21 protein-coding genes and 2 tRNA genes are annotated in these 19,321 nt (G+C 69.1%); 20 read left to right on the top strand and 3 right to left on the bottom strand.

Going from position 1 to position 19,321, the window contains the following annotated elements; translation table 11 throughout:
* The first annotated feature begins 7 nt into the window (after positions 1–7).
* Together asnB and O7R11_RS08670 are read left to right on the top strand one after the other, a co-directional pair.
* Entirely contained in the window at positions 8–1,804 is a 1,797-nt protein-coding gene (asnB, locus tag O7R11_RS08675; protein ID WP_337997107.1) for an asparagine synthase (glutamine-hydrolyzing), read from the top strand.
* Positions 1,805–1,869: 65 nt separating this feature from the next.
* On the top strand, positions 1,870–3,192 hold the full coding sequence (locus tag O7R11_RS08670) for a dihydroorotase (protein WP_337997106.1): 1,323 nt from the start codon (positions 1,870–1,872) through the stop codon (positions 3,190–3,192).
* Positions 3,193–3,352: 160 nt separating this feature from the next.
* Here O7R11_RS08670 and O7R11_RS08665 read toward each other — a convergent pair whose 3' ends face one another.
* Positions 3,353–3,979, bottom strand: a complete 627-nt coding sequence (locus tag O7R11_RS08665; protein WP_337997105.1) for a hypothetical protein — start codon at positions 3,977–3,979, stop codon at positions 3,353–3,355.
* Positions 3,980–4,198: 219 nt separating this feature from the next.
* On the opposite strand from O7R11_RS08665, the gene O7R11_RS08660 reads away from it, so the two are divergent.
* Together O7R11_RS08660 and O7R11_RS08655 are read left to right on the top strand one after the other, a co-directional pair.
* Positions 4,199–4,468: a type II toxin-antitoxin system HicA family toxin gene (locus tag O7R11_RS08660; RefSeq protein WP_337997104.1), complete on the top strand. Its 270-nt coding sequence runs from the start codon at positions 4,199–4,201 to the stop codon at positions 4,466–4,468.
* On the top strand, positions 4,465–4,791 hold the full coding sequence (locus tag O7R11_RS08655; RefSeq protein ID WP_337997103.1) for a type II toxin-antitoxin system HicB family antitoxin: 327 nt from the start codon (positions 4,465–4,467) through the stop codon (positions 4,789–4,791). The genes O7R11_RS08660 and O7R11_RS08655 overlap by 4 nt, the downstream gene beginning before the upstream one ends.
* 163 nt (positions 4,792–4,954) lie before the next feature.
* On the opposite strand, the gene O7R11_RS08650 is transcribed toward O7R11_RS08655, so the two are convergent.
* Positions 4,955–5,029: transfer RNA gene (locus O7R11_RS08650), tRNA-Thr, on the bottom strand.
* Positions 5,030–5,342: 313 nt separating this feature from the next.
* On the opposite strand from O7R11_RS08650, the gene dcd reads away from it, so the two are divergent.
* The 12 genes from dcd (at position 5,343) to O7R11_RS08590 (ending at position 14,261) form a co-directional block, all read left to right on the top strand.
* The gene (dcd, locus tag O7R11_RS08645) at positions 5,343–5,897 is read left to right on the top strand and encodes a dCTP deaminase (RefSeq protein WP_337997141.1); all 555 of its coding nucleotides are present in this window, start codon (positions 5,343–5,345) and stop codon (positions 5,895–5,897) included.
* A gap of 45 nt (positions 5,898–5,942) precedes the next feature.
* Positions 5,943–7,223, top strand: coding sequence for a UDP-N-acetylglucosamine 1-carboxyvinyltransferase (gene murA / locus O7R11_RS08640; protein WP_337997102.1), 1,281 nt, complete (start codon positions 5,943–5,945; stop codon positions 7,221–7,223).
* 28 nt (positions 7,224–7,251) lie between these two features.
* The gene (hisG, locus tag O7R11_RS08635) at positions 7,252–7,920 is read left to right on the top strand and encodes an ATP phosphoribosyltransferase (RefSeq protein WP_337997101.1); all 669 of its coding nucleotides are present in this window, start codon (positions 7,252–7,254) and stop codon (positions 7,918–7,920) included.
* Positions 7,904–9,199 carry a histidinol dehydrogenase gene (hisD, locus tag O7R11_RS08630; RefSeq protein ID WP_337997100.1) on the top strand — a complete coding sequence of 432 codons (1,296 nt, stop codon included), beginning with the start codon at positions 7,904–7,906 and terminating at the stop codon, positions 9,197–9,199. The genes hisG and hisD overlap by 17 nt, the downstream gene beginning before the upstream one ends.
* 3 nt (positions 9,200–9,202) lie before the next feature.
* Complete coding sequence (locus O7R11_RS08625; RefSeq protein WP_337997099.1) at positions 9,203–9,688, top strand: UPF0262 family protein; 486 nt, start codon at positions 9,203–9,205, stop codon at positions 9,686–9,688.
* Between the two features lie 11 nt (positions 9,689–9,699).
* On the top strand, positions 9,700–10,275 hold the full coding sequence (locus O7R11_RS08620) for an arsenate-mycothiol transferase ArsC (RefSeq protein WP_337997098.1): 576 nt from the start codon (positions 9,700–9,702) through the stop codon (positions 10,273–10,275).
* Between the two features lie 110 nt (positions 10,276–10,385).
* The gene (infA, locus tag O7R11_RS08615) at positions 10,386–10,604 is read left to right on the top strand and encodes a translation initiation factor IF-1 (RefSeq protein ID WP_337997097.1); all 219 of its coding nucleotides are present in this window, start codon (positions 10,386–10,388) and stop codon (positions 10,602–10,604) included.
* Between the two features lie 15 nt (positions 10,605–10,619).
* Positions 10,620–11,219 carry a Maf family protein gene (locus O7R11_RS08610; protein ID WP_337997096.1) on the top strand — a complete coding sequence of 200 codons (600 nt, stop codon included), beginning with the start codon at positions 10,620–10,622 and terminating at the stop codon, positions 11,217–11,219.
* A 3-nt stretch (positions 11,220–11,222) separates the two neighbouring features.
* Positions 11,223–12,569, top strand: a complete 1,347-nt coding sequence (locus O7R11_RS08605) for a ribonuclease E/G (RefSeq protein WP_337997095.1) — start codon at positions 11,223–11,225, stop codon at positions 12,567–12,569.
* On the top strand, positions 12,566–12,775 hold the full coding sequence (locus tag O7R11_RS08600; protein WP_337997094.1) for a DNA gyrase inhibitor YacG: 210 nt from the start codon (positions 12,566–12,568) through the stop codon (positions 12,773–12,775). Before O7R11_RS08605 ends, O7R11_RS08600 begins: the two co-directional genes overlap by 4 nt.
* Before the next feature lie 246 nt (positions 12,776–13,021).
* A complete protein-coding gene (locus O7R11_RS08595) occupies positions 13,022–13,162 on the top strand; it encodes a hypothetical protein (RefSeq protein ID WP_337997093.1) in 141 nt (46 codons plus the stop codon).
* A 67-nt stretch (positions 13,163–13,229) separates the two neighbouring features.
* Positions 13,230–14,261, top strand: coding sequence for a DMT family transporter (locus tag O7R11_RS08590; RefSeq protein WP_337997092.1), 1,032 nt, complete (start codon positions 13,230–13,232; stop codon positions 14,259–14,261).
* A 42-nt stretch (positions 14,262–14,303) separates the two neighbouring features.
* Here O7R11_RS08590 and O7R11_RS08585 read toward each other — a convergent pair.
* Positions 14,304–14,379, bottom strand: a tRNA-Phe gene (locus tag O7R11_RS08585).
* Positions 14,380–14,646: 267 nt separating this feature from the next.
* On the opposite strand from O7R11_RS08585, the gene O7R11_RS08580 reads away from it, so the two are divergent.
* The 4 genes from O7R11_RS08580 to O7R11_RS08565 all read left to right on the top strand — a co-directional run bounded on the left by O7R11_RS08580 (position 14,647) and on the right by O7R11_RS08565 (position 19,320).
* Positions 14,647–15,030, top strand: coding sequence for a ferritin family protein (locus tag O7R11_RS08580; protein WP_337997091.1), 384 nt, complete (start codon positions 14,647–14,649; stop codon positions 15,028–15,030).
* 2 nt (positions 15,031–15,032) lie between these two features.
* Entirely contained in the window at positions 15,033–15,830 is a 798-nt protein-coding gene (locus O7R11_RS08575; RefSeq protein WP_337997090.1) for a family 1 encapsulin nanocompartment shell protein, read from the top strand.
* 317 nt (positions 15,831–16,147) lie between these two features.
* Positions 16,148–17,125 (top strand): TAXI family TRAP transporter solute-binding subunit, encoded by a 978-nt coding sequence (locus O7R11_RS08570; RefSeq protein WP_337997089.1) that lies wholly within the window; start codon positions 16,148–16,150, stop codon positions 17,123–17,125.
* A gap of 89 nt (positions 17,126–17,214) precedes the next feature.
* Entirely contained in the window at positions 17,215–19,320 is a 2,106-nt protein-coding gene (locus tag O7R11_RS08565; protein ID WP_337997088.1) for a TRAP transporter permease, read from the top strand.
* The last annotated feature ends 1 nt before the right edge of the window (position 19,321 follow it).

Below are 19,321 nucleotides of genomic sequence, written 5' to 3'. Positions count from 1 at the left end.
ACACCTCATGTGCGGCATTGCCGGGATCATCACGACCCCCGAGGCGCGGGACATCCTGAACCGCCGGGATGCCTCGTTGCAGGCGATGGCCGCCGCGATCGCCCACCGCGGTCCCGACGGCCAGGGCGGGCTGCGCCGCGAGGGGGCCGCGTTCGCGCATTTGCGCCTCGCCATCATCGACCTCACCGGCGGCGACCAGCCGCTCTACGGCCCGGGCAACGCGGTGCTGGTGGGCAACGGCGAGATCTACAATTACCGCGAGCTGCGCGCCGAGTTCCCCGACACCACCTTCGCCACCAATTCCGATTGCGAGCCGCCGCTCTTCCTCTACCGCCGCGACGGCCTGGACTTCGTCAATCACCTGCGCGGCATGTATGCGCTGGCGCTGCACGACCCGCGCGGCGAGCGCGTGGTGCTCACCCGCGATCCCTTCGGCATCAAGCCGCTCTATTACATGCCGACGCGCGTCGGCATCGCCTTCGCCTCCGAGCCGCAGGCGCTGATCGCCGCGGACTGGGCGGAGCGCGCGGTCAATCCGGCGAAGGCGGTGGAACTCCTGCAATTGCAGTTCACCACCGGCAAGGACACCATCTTCCCCGACATCAAGCGCCTCGCCCCCGGCGAGACCCTGCTCATCGAGAACGGCCAGATCGCGGAGCGGCGCTACCGCTCCTGCTGGCCCGCGCCCGACCCGGAGGCCGCCTCCTGGCAGACCAGCGGCGAGGCGGCGGTGGCGCGCTTCGACGCGGTGTTCGAAAACTCCGTGGACTTCCATCAGCGCGCCGACGTGCCCTACGGCATGTTCCTCTCCGGCGGCGTCGATTCCGCGGCGGTGCTGGCGATGATGGCGCGGCTCAACCCGCAGCCGGTGGTCGCCTTCACCGCGGGCTTTCCCGAGACCGGGGTGCACGACGAGCGCGAGCACGCCCGCGCCGTCGCCCATGCGGCGCGCGCCGAGCACATCGAGGTGCCGGTGCTGGAATACGATTTCTGGTCGCACCTGCCGAAGATCGTCGCGGCGATGGACGACCCGGTGGCCGACTACGCCATCGTGCCCACCTGGTTTCTCGCGCGCGAGGCGGCCAAGTCGGTGAAGGTGATCCTCTCCGGCGAGGGCGGCGACGAATTGTTCGCGGGCTACGGACGCTACCGCGCCGCGGTGCGGCCCTGGCCGTTCAGGAAGGCGATGCGCGCCAAGGGCGTGCTCGACGGCCTGGGGGTGCTGCGCGACGGCGGCGCGGCGTGGCGGCAAGGCATCGCCGCGGCGGAGAAGGCGGTGCGGGAGGCAGGCATCAAGGGGTTGCAGGCGCAGCAGGCGCTCGACTGCCTCGACTGGCTGCCCAACGACCTTCTCACCAAGCTCGACCGCTGTCTGATGGCGCACGGCGTGGAGGGGCGGGTGCCCTTCCTCGACGTGGAGGTGGCGCGCTTCGCCCAGTCGCTGCCGGAATCGATGCGGGTGCACGGCAAGCTCGGCAAGTACGTGGTGCGCCGCTGGCTGGAAAAGCACCTGCCGCAGAGCAAGCCGTTCTCCAAAAAACGCGGCTTCACCGTGCCGGTGGCGGAGTGGATCGCGCTCGAGGCCAAGCACCTGGGGCCGCTGGTGGCGGCGCAGGCGGGGGTGGCGGAAATCTGCGATCCCGAGGCGGTGCGCCGGGTGTTCGCCTCGCTTTCCGGCGGCAAGCCCGACAAACGGGCTGGATTCGCGGCGTGGAACCTGCTGTTCTATGCCTTGTGGCATCGCCGCCACATCGAGAACGCCGCGGCCGAAGGCGGCGTGTTCGACGTTCTCGCGGCGCGGTGACGCCGCGCCGATCCTGCCTATATCTGTGGGTGTCTTCAGGCTTCCGCTTCCGGAAAGGATATGTCATGGCCGATCGCTTCGATTGGGTGCTGCGCAACGCCGCCGTCGCCACCCCCGAGGGTGCGGTTTCCGCCGATATCGGGGTGCGCGGCGGCACGGTCGCCGCCATCGGCAGCATTCCGCCCGGCAGTTCGCCGCTCGAGGACAACCTCACCGGCCTCACCGTGCTGCCCGGGGTGATCGACACCCAGGTCCACTTCCGCGAACCCGGCGCGGAGCACAAGGAGGACCTCGCCTCCGGCACCGCCGCCGCGGCCATGGGCGGCGTCACCGCGATCTGCGAGATGCCCAACACCAAACCCGCCACCACCTCCCCCGAGGCGCTGGCCGACAAGGTGGCGCGCGCCACCGGCCGCGCCTGGGTGGACTTCGCCTTCTTCCTCGGCGCGACGGCGGAAAACGCCGGCGACCTCGGCGCCTGGGAAAACGCGCCGGGCTGTTGCGGCATCAAGGTGTTCATGGGCTCCTCCACCGGCACCCTGCTGGTGGACGACGAAGCGGCGCTGCGCCGCATCCTGAAAAACGGCTGCCGCCGCGTTGCGGTGCATGCGGAGGACGAGGAACGCCTCAAGGAACGCTTCCACCTGGTGGAAGACGGCGCGCCGCCCGCGATGCACCCGGAATGGCGCGACGAGGAGACGGCGATGCGCGCCGTGGCCCGCCTCATCGCGCTGGCGCGGCGCACCGGCCGCGCGGTGCACGTGCTGCACGTCACCAGCGCCGGGGAAATGGAAATGCTGCGCGGCCGCCCCGCCAACATGACGGTGGAGGTGACGCCGCAACACCTCACCCTCGCCGCGCCGGAGGCCTACGAACGCCTCGGCACGTGCGCGCAGATGAACCCGCCGATCCGCGACGCGCGCCACCGCGCCGCGCTGTGGAAGGCCTTGGCCGACGGCGTGGTCTCGTGCATCGGCTCCGACCACGCGCCGCACACCCGCGAGGAAAAGGCGCAGCCCTACCCGAAAAGCCCCTCCGGCATGCCCGGGGTGCAGACCCTGGTGCCGGTGATGCTCGACCACGTGGCCGCCGGGCGACTGAGCCTCGCGGATTTCGTCCGCCTCACCTCCACCGCGCCCGCCGCGATCTTCGGCATGGCCGGGCGCGGCGTCGTCGCGGTGGGCTACCGCGCCGACTTCACCATCGTCGATCTCAAGGCGAAACGCACCATCGCCAACGACTGGATCGTGAGCAAATGCGGCTGGACCCCCTTCGACGGCATGACGGTGACCGGCTGGCCGGTGATGACCGTGGTCGGCGGCCGCACGGTGATGCGCGAGGACTCCTTGATCGACCCGCCCCGCGGCCAGGCGATCAAGTTCCTGTAGAGGGAAAATCAGGCCGGGAGGCCCCTTGGCCCCATGGCTTGTTTTGCGCGAAGCGCCATAAGACGGTCACGTCGCGTGATGGCTTTATCGCGCTGCGCACAAAAAAGTAATGGGGAGCGCGAGGGGATCGAGTCCCCTCGCAACGTTTTGGTTTTCAGGCCTAGGCGCGGGCGTCTTCGTTGCGGTCGTGCCGTTCGGCCGTGGCGTCCGCGTCGGCGCCGCCGAGTTGCGGGCCGCCGTCCGGGCGGAGGAAGGGCAGCAGGATTTCCAGGGGCGAGGGTTCTTCCGCCGTGGTGGTGGATTTGCTGCCGTCCGCGGTTTTCGTGGTGGTTGCGGCGGCGGCGGATTGCCGGGTTTCGTCCACCGGCTGCTCGGCGGAGGCGGACTGTTCCGCCGCCTCGCGGCGCACCGTCTCCTCGATGATCTGGCGGATCTTGTCCTCGATCTTCTTGCGCTCGTCTTCCGGCAGGGCGGCGAGTTCGTCTTCGGTGAGGCCCATGCCGCCGAGAATCTGCGCCCGCATCCGGGCGATCGGGTCCATATGCGCCCAGGCGAGGAACTGCTCCGCCGCGCTTTCCGAGGTTTCGCTTTCCTGTGCGGCGAGGGCGGCGGACGGCGCGGCGAGGCTGCCGCCGACCGCGCCGGTGCGCGCCGATGCGCCGCCGGTGTCGGCGCCCGTCTGCGCCGCGGCCATCGCCGCCGTCCAGGCTTCGCCGTCCGCGCCGGAGGCGACGCCCGCCGCCGCAAGGGCGGAGCCGCCGTCCCGGAGTGCGTCGATCCTCGTCATGCCGTCCTCCGTGAGGTTTTCATCCCCGTCGGACAAGCAAGATCCGTTCCCGCCCGAGATCCGGGCAAGGTGTTGATTCCATTGGATTGTAAAAACGGCAAAGCGGCACTTCCCGCCGGGTCGCGGGCAGCGGTGGGAAGCTCTTGCCGGGGAGGGGGATACAAGGCCGGGCATATGGTGGATGCAGGTCTGCTCCGGTCTGGCCATTGACACCACTTTATGGTATCAATAGATATGCAGAACCGACATCGGAAGACCCTGGAAAGCATCTTCGCCGACCCCGTGCGATCCAACGTTCTGTGGGCCGACGTGGAGGCGCTTTTCCTTGCTGCCGGAGCAACGGTTTCGGAAGGGCGAGGTTCGCGGGTGCGGGTAAGCCTGAACGGCGTTGACGCGATTTTCCATCGGCCGCACCCGAGAAAGGAAACCGACAAGGGTGCGCTGAAGTCGGTTCGGCGGTTTCTGTACGAGGCGGGAGTCACACCATGAGCACGATGACGCACAAGGGCTATGTGGCGACGGTGGAACTGGACGAGGACGCGGGCCTGTTTCATGGCGAGGTGGTCAACACCCGCGACGTGCTCACCTTCCAGGGCGGCACTGTCGAGGAGTTGAAGGTTGCCTTTGCCGACACCGTCGCCGATTACGAGGACTGGTGCAAAGAACGCGGCAAGGAGCCGGAGCGGCCCTATTCCGGGAATTTCACGGTGCGGATCTCGCCCGAACTCCATCGCCGGGTCGCCGCCGCCGCCGCGTCGAAGGGGACGAGCATAAACGGCTTCATCTCCGAAACCCTGGGGCATGTGGCTTGAGTGTCTCCCCACATCGAGCAGCAGACGCGGCGGCGGACGAAAGACCTGACGCTAGCTGATTTGTCGGCGACCGCATCCGCCGCAGAGGCGTCGCGATTCGCGTCGCGACCGACGCCCGGTTCGTATCGGGTTTCGACGCCCATTGCGTCTATGAGGAGGAGAATGGTGCCGCCGGAGTGAATTGAACACTCGACCCCACCCTTACCAAGGGTGTGCTCTACCCCTGAGCTACGGCGGCACATTCGGGGTACGGGCCGCTGACGCGGCGTGAGGCGGCCTTCATACACAAGCCATCGGGTTCTGGCAAGAGCCTTGGCGCAAAAAAGCGGGAAAGATCGTGCCGGGCAGGGTATGCTCCCCAGCCGGAAAAGGGCAGGGAGGGCCGGAAGATGGCGGGCAAGGGCGGCCGGGACGAACTGGCGGCGGCGCTCAGGCGCAATCTCGGCCTGCGCCGCGAACAGGCGGCGGCGCGGCGGGATGCGGGCTTGCGGTCCTCTGCGTCAGCGGCTAAGACTGACGCAATCGCGGACGGACTCGGGGAGCTTTCGAACATGGGCGTGCTGCCGGATCACTGGATACGCAAGATGGCGCTGGAACAGGCGATGATCACGCCGTTCGAGGACCGCCTGCATCGTGACGGCGTGATCTCCTACGGGCTGTCCTCCTACGGCTACGACGCGCGCTGCTCCACCGAGTTCAAGATCTTCACCAACGTCGATTCCGCGGTGGTGGACCCCAAGAACTTTTCGGAGAAGAGCTTCGTGGACCGCTCCACCGAGGTCTGCGTCATCCCGCCCAACAGCTTCGCGCTCGCCCGCACCGTGGAGTATTTCAAGATTCCCGAGGACGTGCTGGTGGTCTGCCTCGGCAAGTCCACCTATGCGCGCTGCGGCATCATCGTCAACGTGACGCCGCTGGAGCCCGGCTGGGAGGGCCACGTGACCCTGGAGTTCTCCAACACCACGCCGCTGCCCGCGAAGATCTACGCCAACGAGGGCGTGGCGCAGTTCATCTTCCTCAAGGGGGACAGCCCGTGCGAGGTGACCTACCGCGCGCGCGCGGGCAAATACATGAGCCAGACCGGCGTCACCCTGCCGCGTCTGTGACCGACCGGGACATCGAAAGCGCGCCGAGCGCGTTGGGACATTTGCATGGATAGCATCCGAATCCGGGGCGGCCGCCCGTTGAACGGCGTCATCCCGATCAGCGGCGCGAAGAACGCCGCGCTGCCGCTGATGGCGGCGAGCCTGCTTACCGCCGAGACTCTGACTCTCGAGAACCTGCCGCACCTGGTGGACATCACCACCATGGCCAACCTGTTGACGGCGCATGGCGTCTCCCTGCACATGAACGGCGCGGGCAGGCGCTGCGGCGGCCGCTCGCTGGCGATGACCACGCCGGCGATCACCAGCACCACGGCGCATTACGACCTGGTGCGCAAGATGCGCGCCTCGATCCTGGTGCTCGGGCCGCTTCTGGCGCGCGAGGGCCGCGCCCGGGTGTCGCTGCCCGGCGGCTGCGCCATCGGCGCGCGGCCGGTGGATTTGCACTTGAAGGCGCTCGCGCAGATGGGCGCGGCGATCTCCATCGACGGCGGCTATGTGGATGCGCGGGTGGACGGCAGGCTCAAGGGGGCGCACCTGGTGTTCCCGCAGGTCACCGTCACCGGCACCGAGAACCTGCTGATGGCCGCGGCGCTCGCCGACGGCGAGACGATCATCGACAACGCGGCGCGCGAGCCGGAGGTCACCGACCTCGCCCAGTGCCTGATCGCCATGGGCGCGGAGATCGAGGGCCTGGGCACCCAGCGCCTGGTGGTGCGGGGCAGGGAGAGCCTGCACGGCGCGACGCATGCGGTGCTGCCCGACCGCATCGAGGCGGGTTCCTACGCCGTGGCCGCGGCGATCACCCGCGGCGAGGTGCTGTTGCAGTATGCGGATGCGGCGCAGATGGCGTCGCTTCTCAAGGTGCTCTCCGCCGCGGGGGCCGCGGTTTCGGTGGAAGAGGGCGGCGTGCGCGTTTCCGCGGCCGATGCGCCGCTCAAGGGCGTGGACGTGATGACCGAGCCGCACCCCGGCTTCCCCACCGACATGCAGGCGCAGGTGATGGCGCTGTTCGCCACCGCCGAGGGCGCGGCGATGGTCACCGAGACGATCTTCGAAAACCGCTTCATGCACGTGCCGGAGTTGAAACGCATGGGGGCGGACATCAACATTCACAACGGCTCGGCGATCGTGCGCGGCGTGCGCAGGCTCTCCGGCGCGCCGGTGATGGCCACCGACCTGCGCGCCTCGATGTCGCTGGTGCTGGCGGGCCTGGCGGCGGAGGGGGAGACCATGGTCAACCGCGTCTACCACCTCGACCGCGGCTACGAGCGCCTGGAACAGAAGCTCGCCGCCTGCGGCGCGGATATCGAACGGGTGCGCGGTTGAGCGCGCGGAAAGCAAAGAGGACTTCGCGATGAGCGCGAGCGAGAGGACGATTCTGGCGCTGCCCAAGGGCCGCATCCTGGACGAGGCGATGCCCCTGGTGCGCGCCGCGGGGATCGAGCCGGAGCCGGACTTCGACGACCCGAAATCGCGCAAGCTGCGCTTTTCCACCAACCTGCCGCACCTGGAGATCATCCGCGTGCGCAGCTTCGACGTCGCCACCTTCGTCGCCTTCGGCGCGGCGCACATCGGCATCTGCGGCAACGACGTCTTGATGGAGTTCGACTACCCGGATATCTATGCGCCCTTGGACCTCGACATCGGCCACTGCCACCTCGCGGTGGCGGCCCCGGTGGATACGCTGGCGGAGGATCACCCCTCGCGCTGGAGCCATATCCGCGTCGCCACCAAGTATCCGTCCCTGACCCAGAAGCACTTCGCCGCGCGCGGCGTGCAAGCCGAATGCGTCAAGCTCAACGGCGCGATGGAGCTTGCGCCCAACCTCGGCCTGTGCCGCCGCATCGTCGATCTCGTCTCCACCGGCTCCACCCTCAAGGCCAACGGCCTGGTGGAGGTGGAGCGGGTGTGCGACGTCACCTCGCGCCTGATCTTCCACCGCCCGTCGTTCAAGACGCGCTCGGCGGAGATGCAGGGCTGGCTCACCCGATTCAAGGAGGCGACCGATGCCCGTGCGTCTTGACGCCGCCGCCGCCGGTTTTCCCCAGGCGTTCGAGCGCCTGCTCGCCGCGAAGCGGGAGACCGCCGCCGACGTCGCCGATGCGGTGGCCGCGATCATCGCCGAAGTGCGGGAGACCGGCGACGCCGCGCTGATCCGCCTCACCGCGAAGTTCGACCGCCTGGAGCTGACGCCCGCGACCCTGCGCGTCACGCCCGCCGAGATCGACGCCGCGGAGGCCGCGTGCAAGCCCGAGGTGCTGGCCGCGCTCGACCTCGCCGCGGCGCGCATCCGCGCCTTCCACGTGCGCCAGGTGCCGGAAGACACCTGCTTCACCGATGCCGTCGGCGCGCGCCTCGGCCTGCGCTGGACGCCGGTGGACGCCGCCGGGCTCTACGTGCCGGGCGGCACCGCGGCCTATCCCTCCTCGGTGCTGATGAACGCCATCCCCGCCAAAGTGGCGGGGGTGAAGCGCCTGGTGATGACCGTGCCCACCCCCGACGGCGTGCTCAACCCGCTGGTGCTGGCGGCGGCGAAGCGCGCCGGGGTGGACGAGGTCTACCGCGTCGGCGGCGCGCAGGCGGTGGCGGCGCTCGCCTTCGGCACCGCAAGCATCGCCCGGGTGGACAAGGTCGTCGGCCCCGGCAACGCCTACGTGGCGGCGGCGAAGCGCCAGGTGTTCGGCGCCGTCGGCATCGACATGATCGCCGGGCCTTCGGAGATTCTCGTCGTCGCCGATGCGGACAACGACCCGGACTGGATCGCCGTGGACCTGCTTTCCCAGGCGGAGCACGACGCCGCGGCGCAGGCGGTCCTGATCACCGATTCCGCCTCCTTCGCCGATGCGGTGCAGGCGGCGGTGGAAAAGCGGCTCGAAACCCTGCCGCGCGCCAATATCGCCGCGGCGAGCTGGCGCGACCACGGCGCGGTGATCGTGGTGCCGGAACTGCTGGCCGCGGTGGGCCTGGTCAACCGCGTCGCGCCCGAGCACCTGGAACTGGCGGTGGCGGACCCGGACGGGCTCGCCGCCATGGTGCGCCACGCCGGGGCGATCTTCCTCGGCCGGATGACGCCGGAGGCGCTGGGCGACTATGTGGGCGGCCCCAACCACGTGCTGCCCACGGCGCGCAGCGCGCGCTTCTCCAGCGGCCTTGGGGTGCTCGACTTCCTCAAGCGCACCACGCTGTTCGGCGCGTCCGCCGCCACCGTGGCGGCGATCGGCCCGGCGGCGGTGACGCTGGCGGAGACCGAGGGCCTTTCCGCGCACGCGCTGTCCGTGGCGCTGCGCCTGCCGCCCGGATAAGGCATGGACAAGCCCCACAGCATCGCCGAAGTGACGCTGGACGAGCGCACCCTCCACCCCCGTCCGGAGGTGGAGCACGAGCGTGCCGTGGCGATCTTCGACCTGTTGGAGGAAAACGCCTTCCGCCCGCTGGACTGGGACGACGAGGGCCCCTACGCGCTGCACCTCGCGCTTTCGGAGAACCGCCTCGTCCTCGACGTGCGCCACGCCGGCGCGCCCGCGGATTCGCCCGAGGGGCTGCGCATGATCCTGCCGCTCAGTTCGTTCCGCTCCACCGTGCGGGACTACTTCCTGGTCTGCGAGAGCTATTACGATGCGATCAAGACCGCGACGCCCTCGCAGATCGAGGCGATCGACATGGGCCGCCGCGGCCTGCACAACGAGGGCTCGGAGATGATGCGCGAGCGCCTCGCCGACAAGGTGGAGATCGACCACCAGACGGCGCGCCGCCTGTTCACCCTGCTCTGCGTTCTCTACCTGAAGACCTGAGGCCACCCGAGATGTCCCGCGTTCCGTCCGCCGTGCTCTTCGCCTGCAACGCCAACGTGGTGCGCTCCCCCATGGCGGCGGCGCTGTTCCGTTCGGTCTACGGCAAGCGCGCCTACGTGGATTCGGTGGGGGTGACGAGCGGCGAGCCGGACCCCTTCGTCGCCGCGGTGCTGGCGGAGCGCGGCATCGCCGGCTCCGAGACGCACCAGCCCAAGACCTTCGACGACCTGCTGGACACCAACTTCGAGGTGATCGTGGCGCTGACGCGGGAGGCCTACGAGCGGGCGCTGGAGATCACCCGCACGCTGTCGTGCGACGTGCTCTACTGGCCCACCGACGATCCGGCGCTGACCGAGGGCAACCGCGAGGCGCGGCTCGACGCCTACCGCCGGGTGCGCGACGACCTGGCGGTGCGGCTGTGCCGCGAATGGCCGCTGCCCGGGGTGTGCGCGCCGGAGCCCGGCATGCCCGAGGACGCCGCCGCGCCGCTTGCGCCCAAGCGCACCGGCCGGGGGCTGGCGGCGCGCAAGCGCGGACGCGATCTGTGGAGCCGCATGCGCATGGGCCTGCGCCGTCTGCGGCGTTAGCTTTGCCCCTCCGGTGGAAAACGCTTGATTCGTTTGCATATCCGGAGCAGTAAATGGTACGCCCGAATGGGGCGGGTTCGCCCGGATGGCCGGGCGCGTGATGAGGACCTATGGCAAAAGAAGACCTGATTGAATTTTCCGGGACGGTGACCGAGTTGCTGCCCAACGCGATGTTCCGCGTGAAGCTGGACAACGAACACGAAATCCTGGCGCATACCTCCGGCAAGATGCGCAAGAACCGCATCCGGGTGCTCGCCGGCGACCGCGTGCAGGTCGAGATGACCCCCTATGACCTGACCAAGGGTCGCATCACCTTCCGCTTCAAGTAGGGGCCGGGCGACGCCATGGCCGCGGACAAGCCGTCCCTGATTCTCGCTTCCGGCTCGCCGCGCCGCCGTGACCTGCTCGCGCAGATCGGCATCGAACCGGATGCCGTGCTTCCTTCCGAAATCGACGAAACCCCCGGGCGGGACGAAGCCCCCGGGGCGCTGGCGTTGCGCCTGGCCGAGGCGAAGGCGCGCGCCGTCGCCGCGGCCAACCCCGGCGCGGTGGTGCTTGCCGCCGACACCGTGGTCGCCTGCGGGCGGCGCATCCTGCCCAAGGCGGAAGACGAGGAAACGGCGCGCCGCTGCCTCACCCTGCTGTCCGGGCGGCGGCACCGCGTCTACGGCGGCATCTGCGTGATTGCGCCCAACGCCGCCGCGCCGCGGCTGCGCCGCGTCGTCACCATGGTGCGCTTCAAGCGCCTGTCGGGCGCGGAGATGCGCCTCTACCTCGCCTCCGGCGAGTGGCATGGCAAGGCGGGCGGCTATGCCATCCAGGGCCTTGCCGGGCGCTTCGTTTCGGCGCTCAACGGCTCCTACGGCAACGTCGTGGGCCTCTCCCTGCCGGAGACGGCGCACCTTCTCGCCGCGGCGGGCATCCGGCATCCGCTGGAGGGCTGACCCATGCGCCTTTCCGTCGCGGCCACCCGCCACCCGGGCGAGACCCGCGCCATCCTCAAGGACGAGAACGATACGGTGCTGGAGGTGCGCCTGTTCCGCGGCACGCCGGAAAGCGCCGAGGGCGCGCTGCTGCGCGGCCGGGTGGTCGGCACCCTGGCGGCGGCGCGCGCGGTTCTGGTGGACGTGGGCGGCGCCGCGCCGGGGCTTCTGCCCCTTGCCGAGTGGCCGGGCGCGCCGGAGGAGCTGACCGAGGGCCGCGCCGTGGCGGTGGGCATCGAGCGCCCGGCGCGCGCCGAAAAGGGGCCGCGCCTCACCGGCCGCATCCGCCTCGCCACGCCGCGCTTGATCTTTTCCCCCTTCCGCGCCGGGGTTTCCGTTTCGCACCGCCTTGCGGCGGAGGATGTGCGGCGGCTTTCCGCCTGGGCGCAGAGCGGCGCGGCGGAAGGCGAGGGCTGGGTGGCGCGCGGCGCGGCTGCGGCCTTCCCCGCCGCGGTGCTGGACCGCGACCGCGAACGCCTGCGCCATCGCTGGGCGGAGGCACGGGCCGCTGCGGCGGCGGGCGGGCCTCCCGCCTGCCTGGTGCCCGCGCCCGACCCGTTTGCCGAATGGCTGGCGGAAATGGCGGCGGAGGTGGCCTCGGTGGCGGTCTCCGGCGGGGTGCTCAATCACGCCGCGCGCGGCGTTCTGGTGGAACGGGTGCCGCTTCTCGCCTCCCTCGGCGATCCCTTCGCCGAGGAAGGGGGCGAGGAGGCGCTGGAAGAGGCGCTCTCGCCGCTCGTCGCGCTGCCCGGTGGGGGGCGCATCAGCCTGGAGCCGACGCGCGCCTTCCTCGCCGTGGACGTGGACAGCGGCGGCGACACCGCCCCGGAGGCGGCGCGCGCGGTCAACGACGCGGCGGTGGACCGCCTGGTGCGGGAGCTGCGGCTGCGCAACGTCGGCGGCGCGGTGGTGGTGGACGCCATCCCCGAGGCGCGCAAGGGCCCCACCGAGGCGCAGCGCAAGCGCCTGCCGGAGCGGCTGCGCGCCGCCGCGGCGGGCGATCCGCGCATCCAGGTGAACGGCATGACCCAGCTCGGCCATCTGGAACTGGTGCGCGCACGGCGCGGCCTGTCGCTCCATGACGTGGTGCTCGGCGACACCCTGGGCGAGGGAGCGGCGGCGGCGGAGACCACCGCCCTCGCCATGCTGCGCGACTGGGTGGCGGATGCGCGCCTCGGCACGCCCGCGCACCCGCAGGTGAACCCCGCGGTGGCGGGCTGGCTCTCCGGGCCGGGCCGCGGCGCGGCGGCGGAAGCCGAAACCATGGCCGGGCAGAAGCTCTCCTGGCGCATCGCAGGAGACCGCGCATGACCGCAACGCCCCCCGAGGACTGGAAGCCCCGGCCCTGTCCGACCTGCGGCAAGCCCGCAGCCTATGCCGAGCGTCCCTTCTGCTCGCGGCGTTGCCGCCTTCTCGACCTCGGCCGCTGGTTCGACGGCGGCTACGCCATCCCGGCGGTGGAGGACGACGACGACGCGGACCGGGAAACCCTCCCCGACGGCGACGAGGACGCGTAGGGATTCTCTGTCTCCGCCCGGTCGAAACTTGAAAATCCATGGTGTCGATGTCACTTTACGGGAGAAGCGGGGAGCCGTTTTCCGAAACGATGGAATGAAAACAACCTGCATATAAGACCGGAAAACCCGCCCCCCCCCCCGGAGGACGACATGAAGATCGCCGTCGATGAGACATGCGAATTCTTGGAGGGGTGCAGGTTCTTCAACAGTCCCCTCGTCCGGAACCAACAGAACCTCGTGGATATCATGGACTTGTTCTGCCGCGGCACGGAGAGCATGGAGTGCTGCCGCAAGCGCTTCCTCCAGGTGACGGGCAAGACCCCGCCCGACGGCATGCTCCCCAACGGGCAGATGCTGCCGCCGCCGGATGCGGCGGAAACCGACTGATCCATCTCCCCCGGCGCGGCGCGGCGGTGTATGGTGTCGGCCGGTTTTTCCCATCGCGGAAGGCTCGATGACCAATCCCCGGGGTATCTTCGCCGCCTTGGCCGCGGCGGTTCTTTTCGGCGCGGGCACGCCGTTCGCCAAGCTGCTGCTGGGCGATGTCGGCCCGTGGCTGCTGGCCGGTCTCCTCTACCTCGGCTCCGGCATCGGGTTGAGCGCCGTGCGGCTGTTCGCGCGGGGCGATCGCGCGCGGCTGGGCAAGGGCGAGTGGCCCTGGCTTCTCGCCGCGGTGCTCGCCGGGGGCGTGGCCGGGCCGGTGCTGCTGATGTACGGCCTGGCGCAGACCACCGCCTCCACCTCGTCGCTGCTGCTCAATGCCGAGGGGGTGTTCACCGCGGTGCTCGCCTGGGTGGCGTTCAAGGAGAACGCCGGCCGCCGCATTGTGCTCGGCATGGCCGCCATCGTCTGCGGCGCGGCGGTGCTGTCGTGGCCGGGGGGAGAGGTTTCCGCCTCGTGGCCCGCGCTCGCGGTGCTGGGGGCCTGCCTGTGCTGGGCCATCGACAACAACCTGACGCGCAAGGTGTCGCTCTCCGACCCGTTGCAGGTGGCCGCGGTCAAGGGCCTCGCCGCCGGGGCGACCAACCTGGCGCTGGCCCTCGCCCTGGGGGCTTCGCTGCCGCCGCCGGGCAGCGTGGCCGCCGCCGCGGCGGTGGGGTTCTTCGGCTACGGCCTCAGCCTCGCCGCCTTCGTCGTCGCCCTGCGGGAACTGGGGGCGGCGCGCACCGGGGCCTACTTCTCCACCGCGCCGTTCGTCGGGGCAATGGTCTCGGTGCTGCTGCTGGGGGAGGCGGTGACGCCCCGCCTGCTCGCCGCGGCGGCGCTGATGGGGGCCGGGGTGTGGCTGCACCTCACCGAGCGCCACGAGCACCTGCACGCCCACGAGGCCCTGGAGCACGAACACGCGCACACCCACGACGAACATCACCGCCACCACGGCGACGACGCGCCGGAGGGCACGCACGTGCATCGGCACCGCCACGAAGCGCTGACCCACCGCCACCCCCATTACCCGGACGCGCATCACCAGCACCGCCACGACTGAACGCGGCGTCGGCTGGTCGATCGGCGGTGTTTGGAAAGGGAATGGTGCCCAGGGGCGGATTTGAACCACCGACACACGGATTTTCAGTCCGTTGCTCTACCAACTGAGCTACCTGGGCACACGCGGCGGGATGGGATGGCTCCCATCGCGGCGAGGACGAGTGTATAAAAAAGTTTCGGCCTTCTGTCCAGCGGGCAATGCGATTTTTTCCGCGCTTGGAAGATTTTTCTCCTGCCGCCGCCCGTTCGGGTGGTCTTCTCTGGAATTTTTTCATGCAGACGAAATTGCCATTACAAATTATGGGCTTATAATTCGGGCCAGCATCCATGGAAGCCTTGGCGCACCCCGGCGCCGCGTGTCCGGGCGCCTTTGGGGGAGGAGAAAAATGCCTGATTTCTGTAATCCTTTCAGTGTGTTGAAACACGACCGCAAGCTTACCCACGAGGAGCTTGTGCGGGCGATCCGGTTTATGGTCGCCGCGGAGTACGAAGCCATTCAGCTCTACGAGCAACTGGCGGACTCCACCGACAACGTCCTCGCGCAGAACGTCCTCAGGGACATCGCCGGCGAGGAGAAGGTGCATGCGGGTGAATTTCTGCGTTTGCTCAAGGAGTTGCAGCCAGACGAGGCGGACTTCTACCGCGCGGGCGCGGCCGAGGTGGAAGAAGAATTTCTGGGGCAGGGGGCGCCCGGCGCTTCCGCCGGAGCCGCCGGGGGCGGCCTGGGAATCGGCAGCCTGAAGAACATCGACGTGAGGAAAGGAGAGTGACCATGGACTTCCTGAGGAGGGAACTCGCTCCGATCAGCCGCCAGGGCTGGGAGGAGATCGACGCGATCGCGCGTCAGACCCTGAGCACCAACCTTTCCGGCCGCCGCATCGTCGATATCGACGGCCCGCACGGCATCGCGCGCGCCTGCGTGCCGCTCGGCCGCCTCACCGTGCCGAAGAAGCAGCCGGGCAAGGTGAACTTCGGCATCCACCAGACCATGCCGCTGGTGGAGACCCGCGTCGATTTCACCCTGCAGACCTGGGAGCTGGACAACCTGGAGCGCGGCGCCAAGGACATCGACCTCGCCCCGGTGGCCGAGGCCTGCCGCGAGAGCGCGGCGTTCGAGGAGGCGGCGATCTTCGACGGCTTCGAGGCGGGCGGCATGGCCGGTCTGCACCAGGCGGTGAAGGGCAAGGAGCTGCGCCTGCCGCTGGAGGTCAACGCGGTGGTGGACGCCGTGGCCGAGGCGCGCGGCCGCCTGCTCGCCGAGGGCGTGGAAGGCCCGGCCAGCCTGGTGGTCTCGCCGGAGTTGTGCAAGTTCCTCTCCCACGGCACCCAGGGCGGCACCCTGCGCGGCATCATCGAGCGCCACATGGGCGTGCCGGTGATCTATTCCGCCGCGGTGAAGGACGCCCTGATGGTGGCCGGGCGCGGCGGCGACCTGGAGCTTACCGTCGGCCAGGACTTCGCCGTCGGCTATCACAGCCACACCGCGAGCGAGATCCGCCTGTTCGTGGTCGAATCCTTCGCCTTCCGGGTGATCGCGCCGGAAGCCCTGGTGGGCTTCAAGCTGGTCTGATCCGGCGCGCCGCGCGAGTCCGCCGAGGAGTCGCGCGGCGCTGCCGTCTCACCGGTTCGGAGCCGCCCATTCGGGTTGGCCCGATGAAAACATTTCAGCCCCTCTGCACAGTAAATAAGCATGAATCCCCTACGCAATACTGCGCATGGGGTCATTAACCATAATTATGCCATGAATTGCCACAATCTAGACACGATTTAAATCGCGCAATTTCTTTATGGAAAATATAGAGAATCTCGTGTCAGGCTATCGTCATCCTTTGAACGTTTCCTATGTTTTAGGTCTGCCTTTTCAAACTCAAAGGGAGGACACCAGAAATGGCAAGGAGCCTTCGGCTTAGTGCGTTGCGTACCCTGACCCTTGGCCTCGCCGCCGTGGCGGGCCTTTCCCTCGGGCCGAGGCCGGCCGCGGCAGAACAGTTCATCAACGTCGTGACCGGCGGCACCAGCGGCGTCTACTACCCGTTGGGCGTGGCTCTGACCAAGCTTTACGTCGATGCGATCCCCGGCGTGCGCACCAGCGTGCAGGCGACCAAGGCGTCGGCCGAAAACCTCAACCTGCTGCAGAAGGGCCGTGCCGAACTGGCGTTCACCCTGGGCGACGCGCTGACCGACGCCTGGACGGGCAACGCCGAGGCGGGGTTCCCCGCGCCGCTCGGCAATCTGCGTGGATTGGCGGCGATCTATTCCAATTACGTGCACTTCGTGGCGCGCGCCGATTCCGGCATCAAGACGCTGGCCGACCTCAAGGGCAAGCGGGTTTCCGTCGGCGCGCCGAAGTCCGGCACCGAGCTCAACGCCCGCGCGCTGCTCTCCGCCAACGGCATCAAGTATGCCGACTTCTCCAAGACCGAATACCTGCCCTATGCGGAATCCGCCCAGCTGATCCAGAACAACCAGCTGGACGCGACCCTGCTTTCCTCCGGTCTCGGCGTCGCCACCATCCGCGAGCTTGCGGCGAGCACCCCGGTGGTGATCGTGCCGATCACCCCCGAGCAGATCGCCAAGATCGGCATTCCGGTCTATCAGCCGGGGATGATTCCGGCCAACACCTACCACGGCCAGACCACCGACGTGCAGACCATGACCATCGGCAACTTCCTGGTCACCCAGAAGAACGTGCCCGACGACGTCGTCTACAGGATGACCAAGGCGATGTACACGCACCTCGACGCCCTGGTCGCGGCGCACTCCGCCGCCAAGGCGATCGACCCGCAGAAGGCCCTGCGCGGCATGCCGCTGCCGGTGCATCCGGGCGCCGAGAAGTACTACAAGGAAGTCGGCCTGATGAAGTAACGGCGGGCTCCGCTTCCCGACACGCCTGATTTGCCCGTCCGGGGCGGTTTTTCCCGGGCGGGCGCGTGAACTCCGCTCAAGAGGTGCACATGTCCACCCCCGCCGAAGCCGTCGCCCCGAACCTCTCCGACATCGCCCAGGATAGCAGCCACCACAACCCCATGCCGGACCGCAAGACCGGGATCGGCAAGGCGATGTTCGCCATCGCGTTGACCTTCTCCTGCTGGCAGGTCTACATCGCCGCCTATGCGCCGCTCTCCTCCGTGGTGCTGCGCGCCATCCACGTCGGCTTCCTGCTGCTGATGGTCTTCGGTTTCTCTTCGGCCAAATCGGGGCGCCGGTGGTGGCGGCGCACCGCCGACTGGGCTTTCGGCGTCGCCGCCTTCGCCACCGGGCTCTACCAGTGGGTGTTCGAGGGCGACCTCATCCTGCGCGCCGGCGATCCCTCCCTCGCCGACATCGTCATCGGTTCGATCGCGCTGTTTCTGGTGTTCGAGGGGTCGCGCCGCATCATGGGCCTCGCGTTGCCCTCGATCTGCATGGCCTTCTTCCTCTATTGCCTGCTCGGCCAGCACCTGCCCGGCGCATTGGGCCACCGCGGCTTCGGCTTCGACCAGGTGGTCGATCAGTTCGCCATGGGCATGGAGGGCATCTACGGCACGCCCACCTATGTGTCGGCCACCTACATCTTCCTGTTCATCGTGTTTTCGAGCTTCCTCGAGCGCGCCGGCATCATCAAGCTGTTCGCCGACGTGGCGATCGGCATGTTCGGCCATACCCGCGGCGGCCCGGCCAAGGTGGCGGTGGTCTCCTCGGCGCTGATGGGCACGGTCAACGGCTCCGGCGTCGCCAACGTGGTGACCACCGGCCCGGTGACCATCCCGATCATGAAGAAGATCGGCTTCACCCCGGCGTTTTCCGGCGGCGTCGTCGCCACCGCCAGCATGGGCGGCCAGATCATGCCGCCGGTGATGGGCGCGGTCGCCTTCATCATGGCGGAGACGCTGGGCGTTTCCTATGCCGAGATCGTCAAGGCGGCGGCGATTCCCGCCTTTCTCTATTTCGCCGCGGCCTTCTGGATGGTGCATCTCGAGGCCTGGCGGCTCGGCCTCAAGGGCCTGCCCTACGAAGACCTGCCCGACTGGCGGCGCGCCCTGCGCAAGGGCTGGTACCTGGTGCTGCCGCTCGCCATCCTGATCTACCTGCTGTTCCGGGGCTATACGCCGCTCTTCTCCGGCACCATGGCGCTGACCATGACCGGCGCGCTGCTGATGGGCCTGCCCCTGGCCGCGCGGATCGGGCCGTTCGCCTTCCGCGTCGCCTTCTGGCTGCTGCTGGGCGCCGCCGGAGGGTCGTTCTTCCGCTACGGCGTGGACATCATCTTCGCCATCCTCGCCGTGCTCGCCGTCGCCCTGATGATCCTGCGCGACGGCAAGAAGACCCTGTGGGTGATCATCGACGCCCTGGTGGAAGGCGCGCGCAACGCGGTGCCGGTGGGCATGGCCTGCGCCCTCGTCGGCATCATCGTCGGCACCATGACGCTGACCGGCGTAGCCACCAACTTCGCCCGCGCCATCGTCACGGTGGGCGAGCACAGCCTCTTCCTCAGCCTGCTGCTCACCATGATCACCTGCCTGATCCTCGGCATGGGCGTGCCCACCATCCCCAACTACATCATCACCAGTTCGCTGGTCGGCCCGGCGCTTCTCGGCCTCGGCGTGCCGCTGATCGTCAGCCACATGTTCGTCTTCTACTTCGGCATCATGGCGGACCTGACGCCGCCGGTGGCGCTCGCCGCCTTCGCCGCCGCGCCGATCGCGCGCGCTTCGGGGCTGGCCATCGGCGGCCAATGCATGCGCATCGCCATCGCCGGGTTCATCACCCCCTATATGGCGGTCTATGCCCCGGCCCTGATGCTGCAGGACGGCGGGCCGCTGGCCCAGGCGATCGGTTACGTTCCCGCAGTGGGCTACGTGTTCGTCAAGGCCCTGGTGGCGATCGGCCTGTGGGGCGTCGCCAGCGTCGGCTTCTGGGATGCGCGCCTCGCCTGGTGGGAGCGCCTGTGGGCGACCGCCGCGGCGTTCTGCCTGGTCGCGGCGCTGCCGCTGACCGACCAGCTCGGTTTCGGCCTCAGCATCGCCTTCGGCGTGCACCTGTGGCTGCGCCGCAAGCGGCTGGGGCCGGTGGCGGAGTAGG

It is taken from the genome of Oleispirillum naphthae, assembly GCA_027864655.1.
Taxonomy (GTDB): Bacteria; Pseudomonadota; Alphaproteobacteria; order Rhodospirillales; family Rhodospirillaceae; genus Oleispirillum; species Oleispirillum naphthae.
Note: the sequence above shows the minus strand (reverse complement) of the source record. Positions and strands in the feature narration are given on the sequence as shown.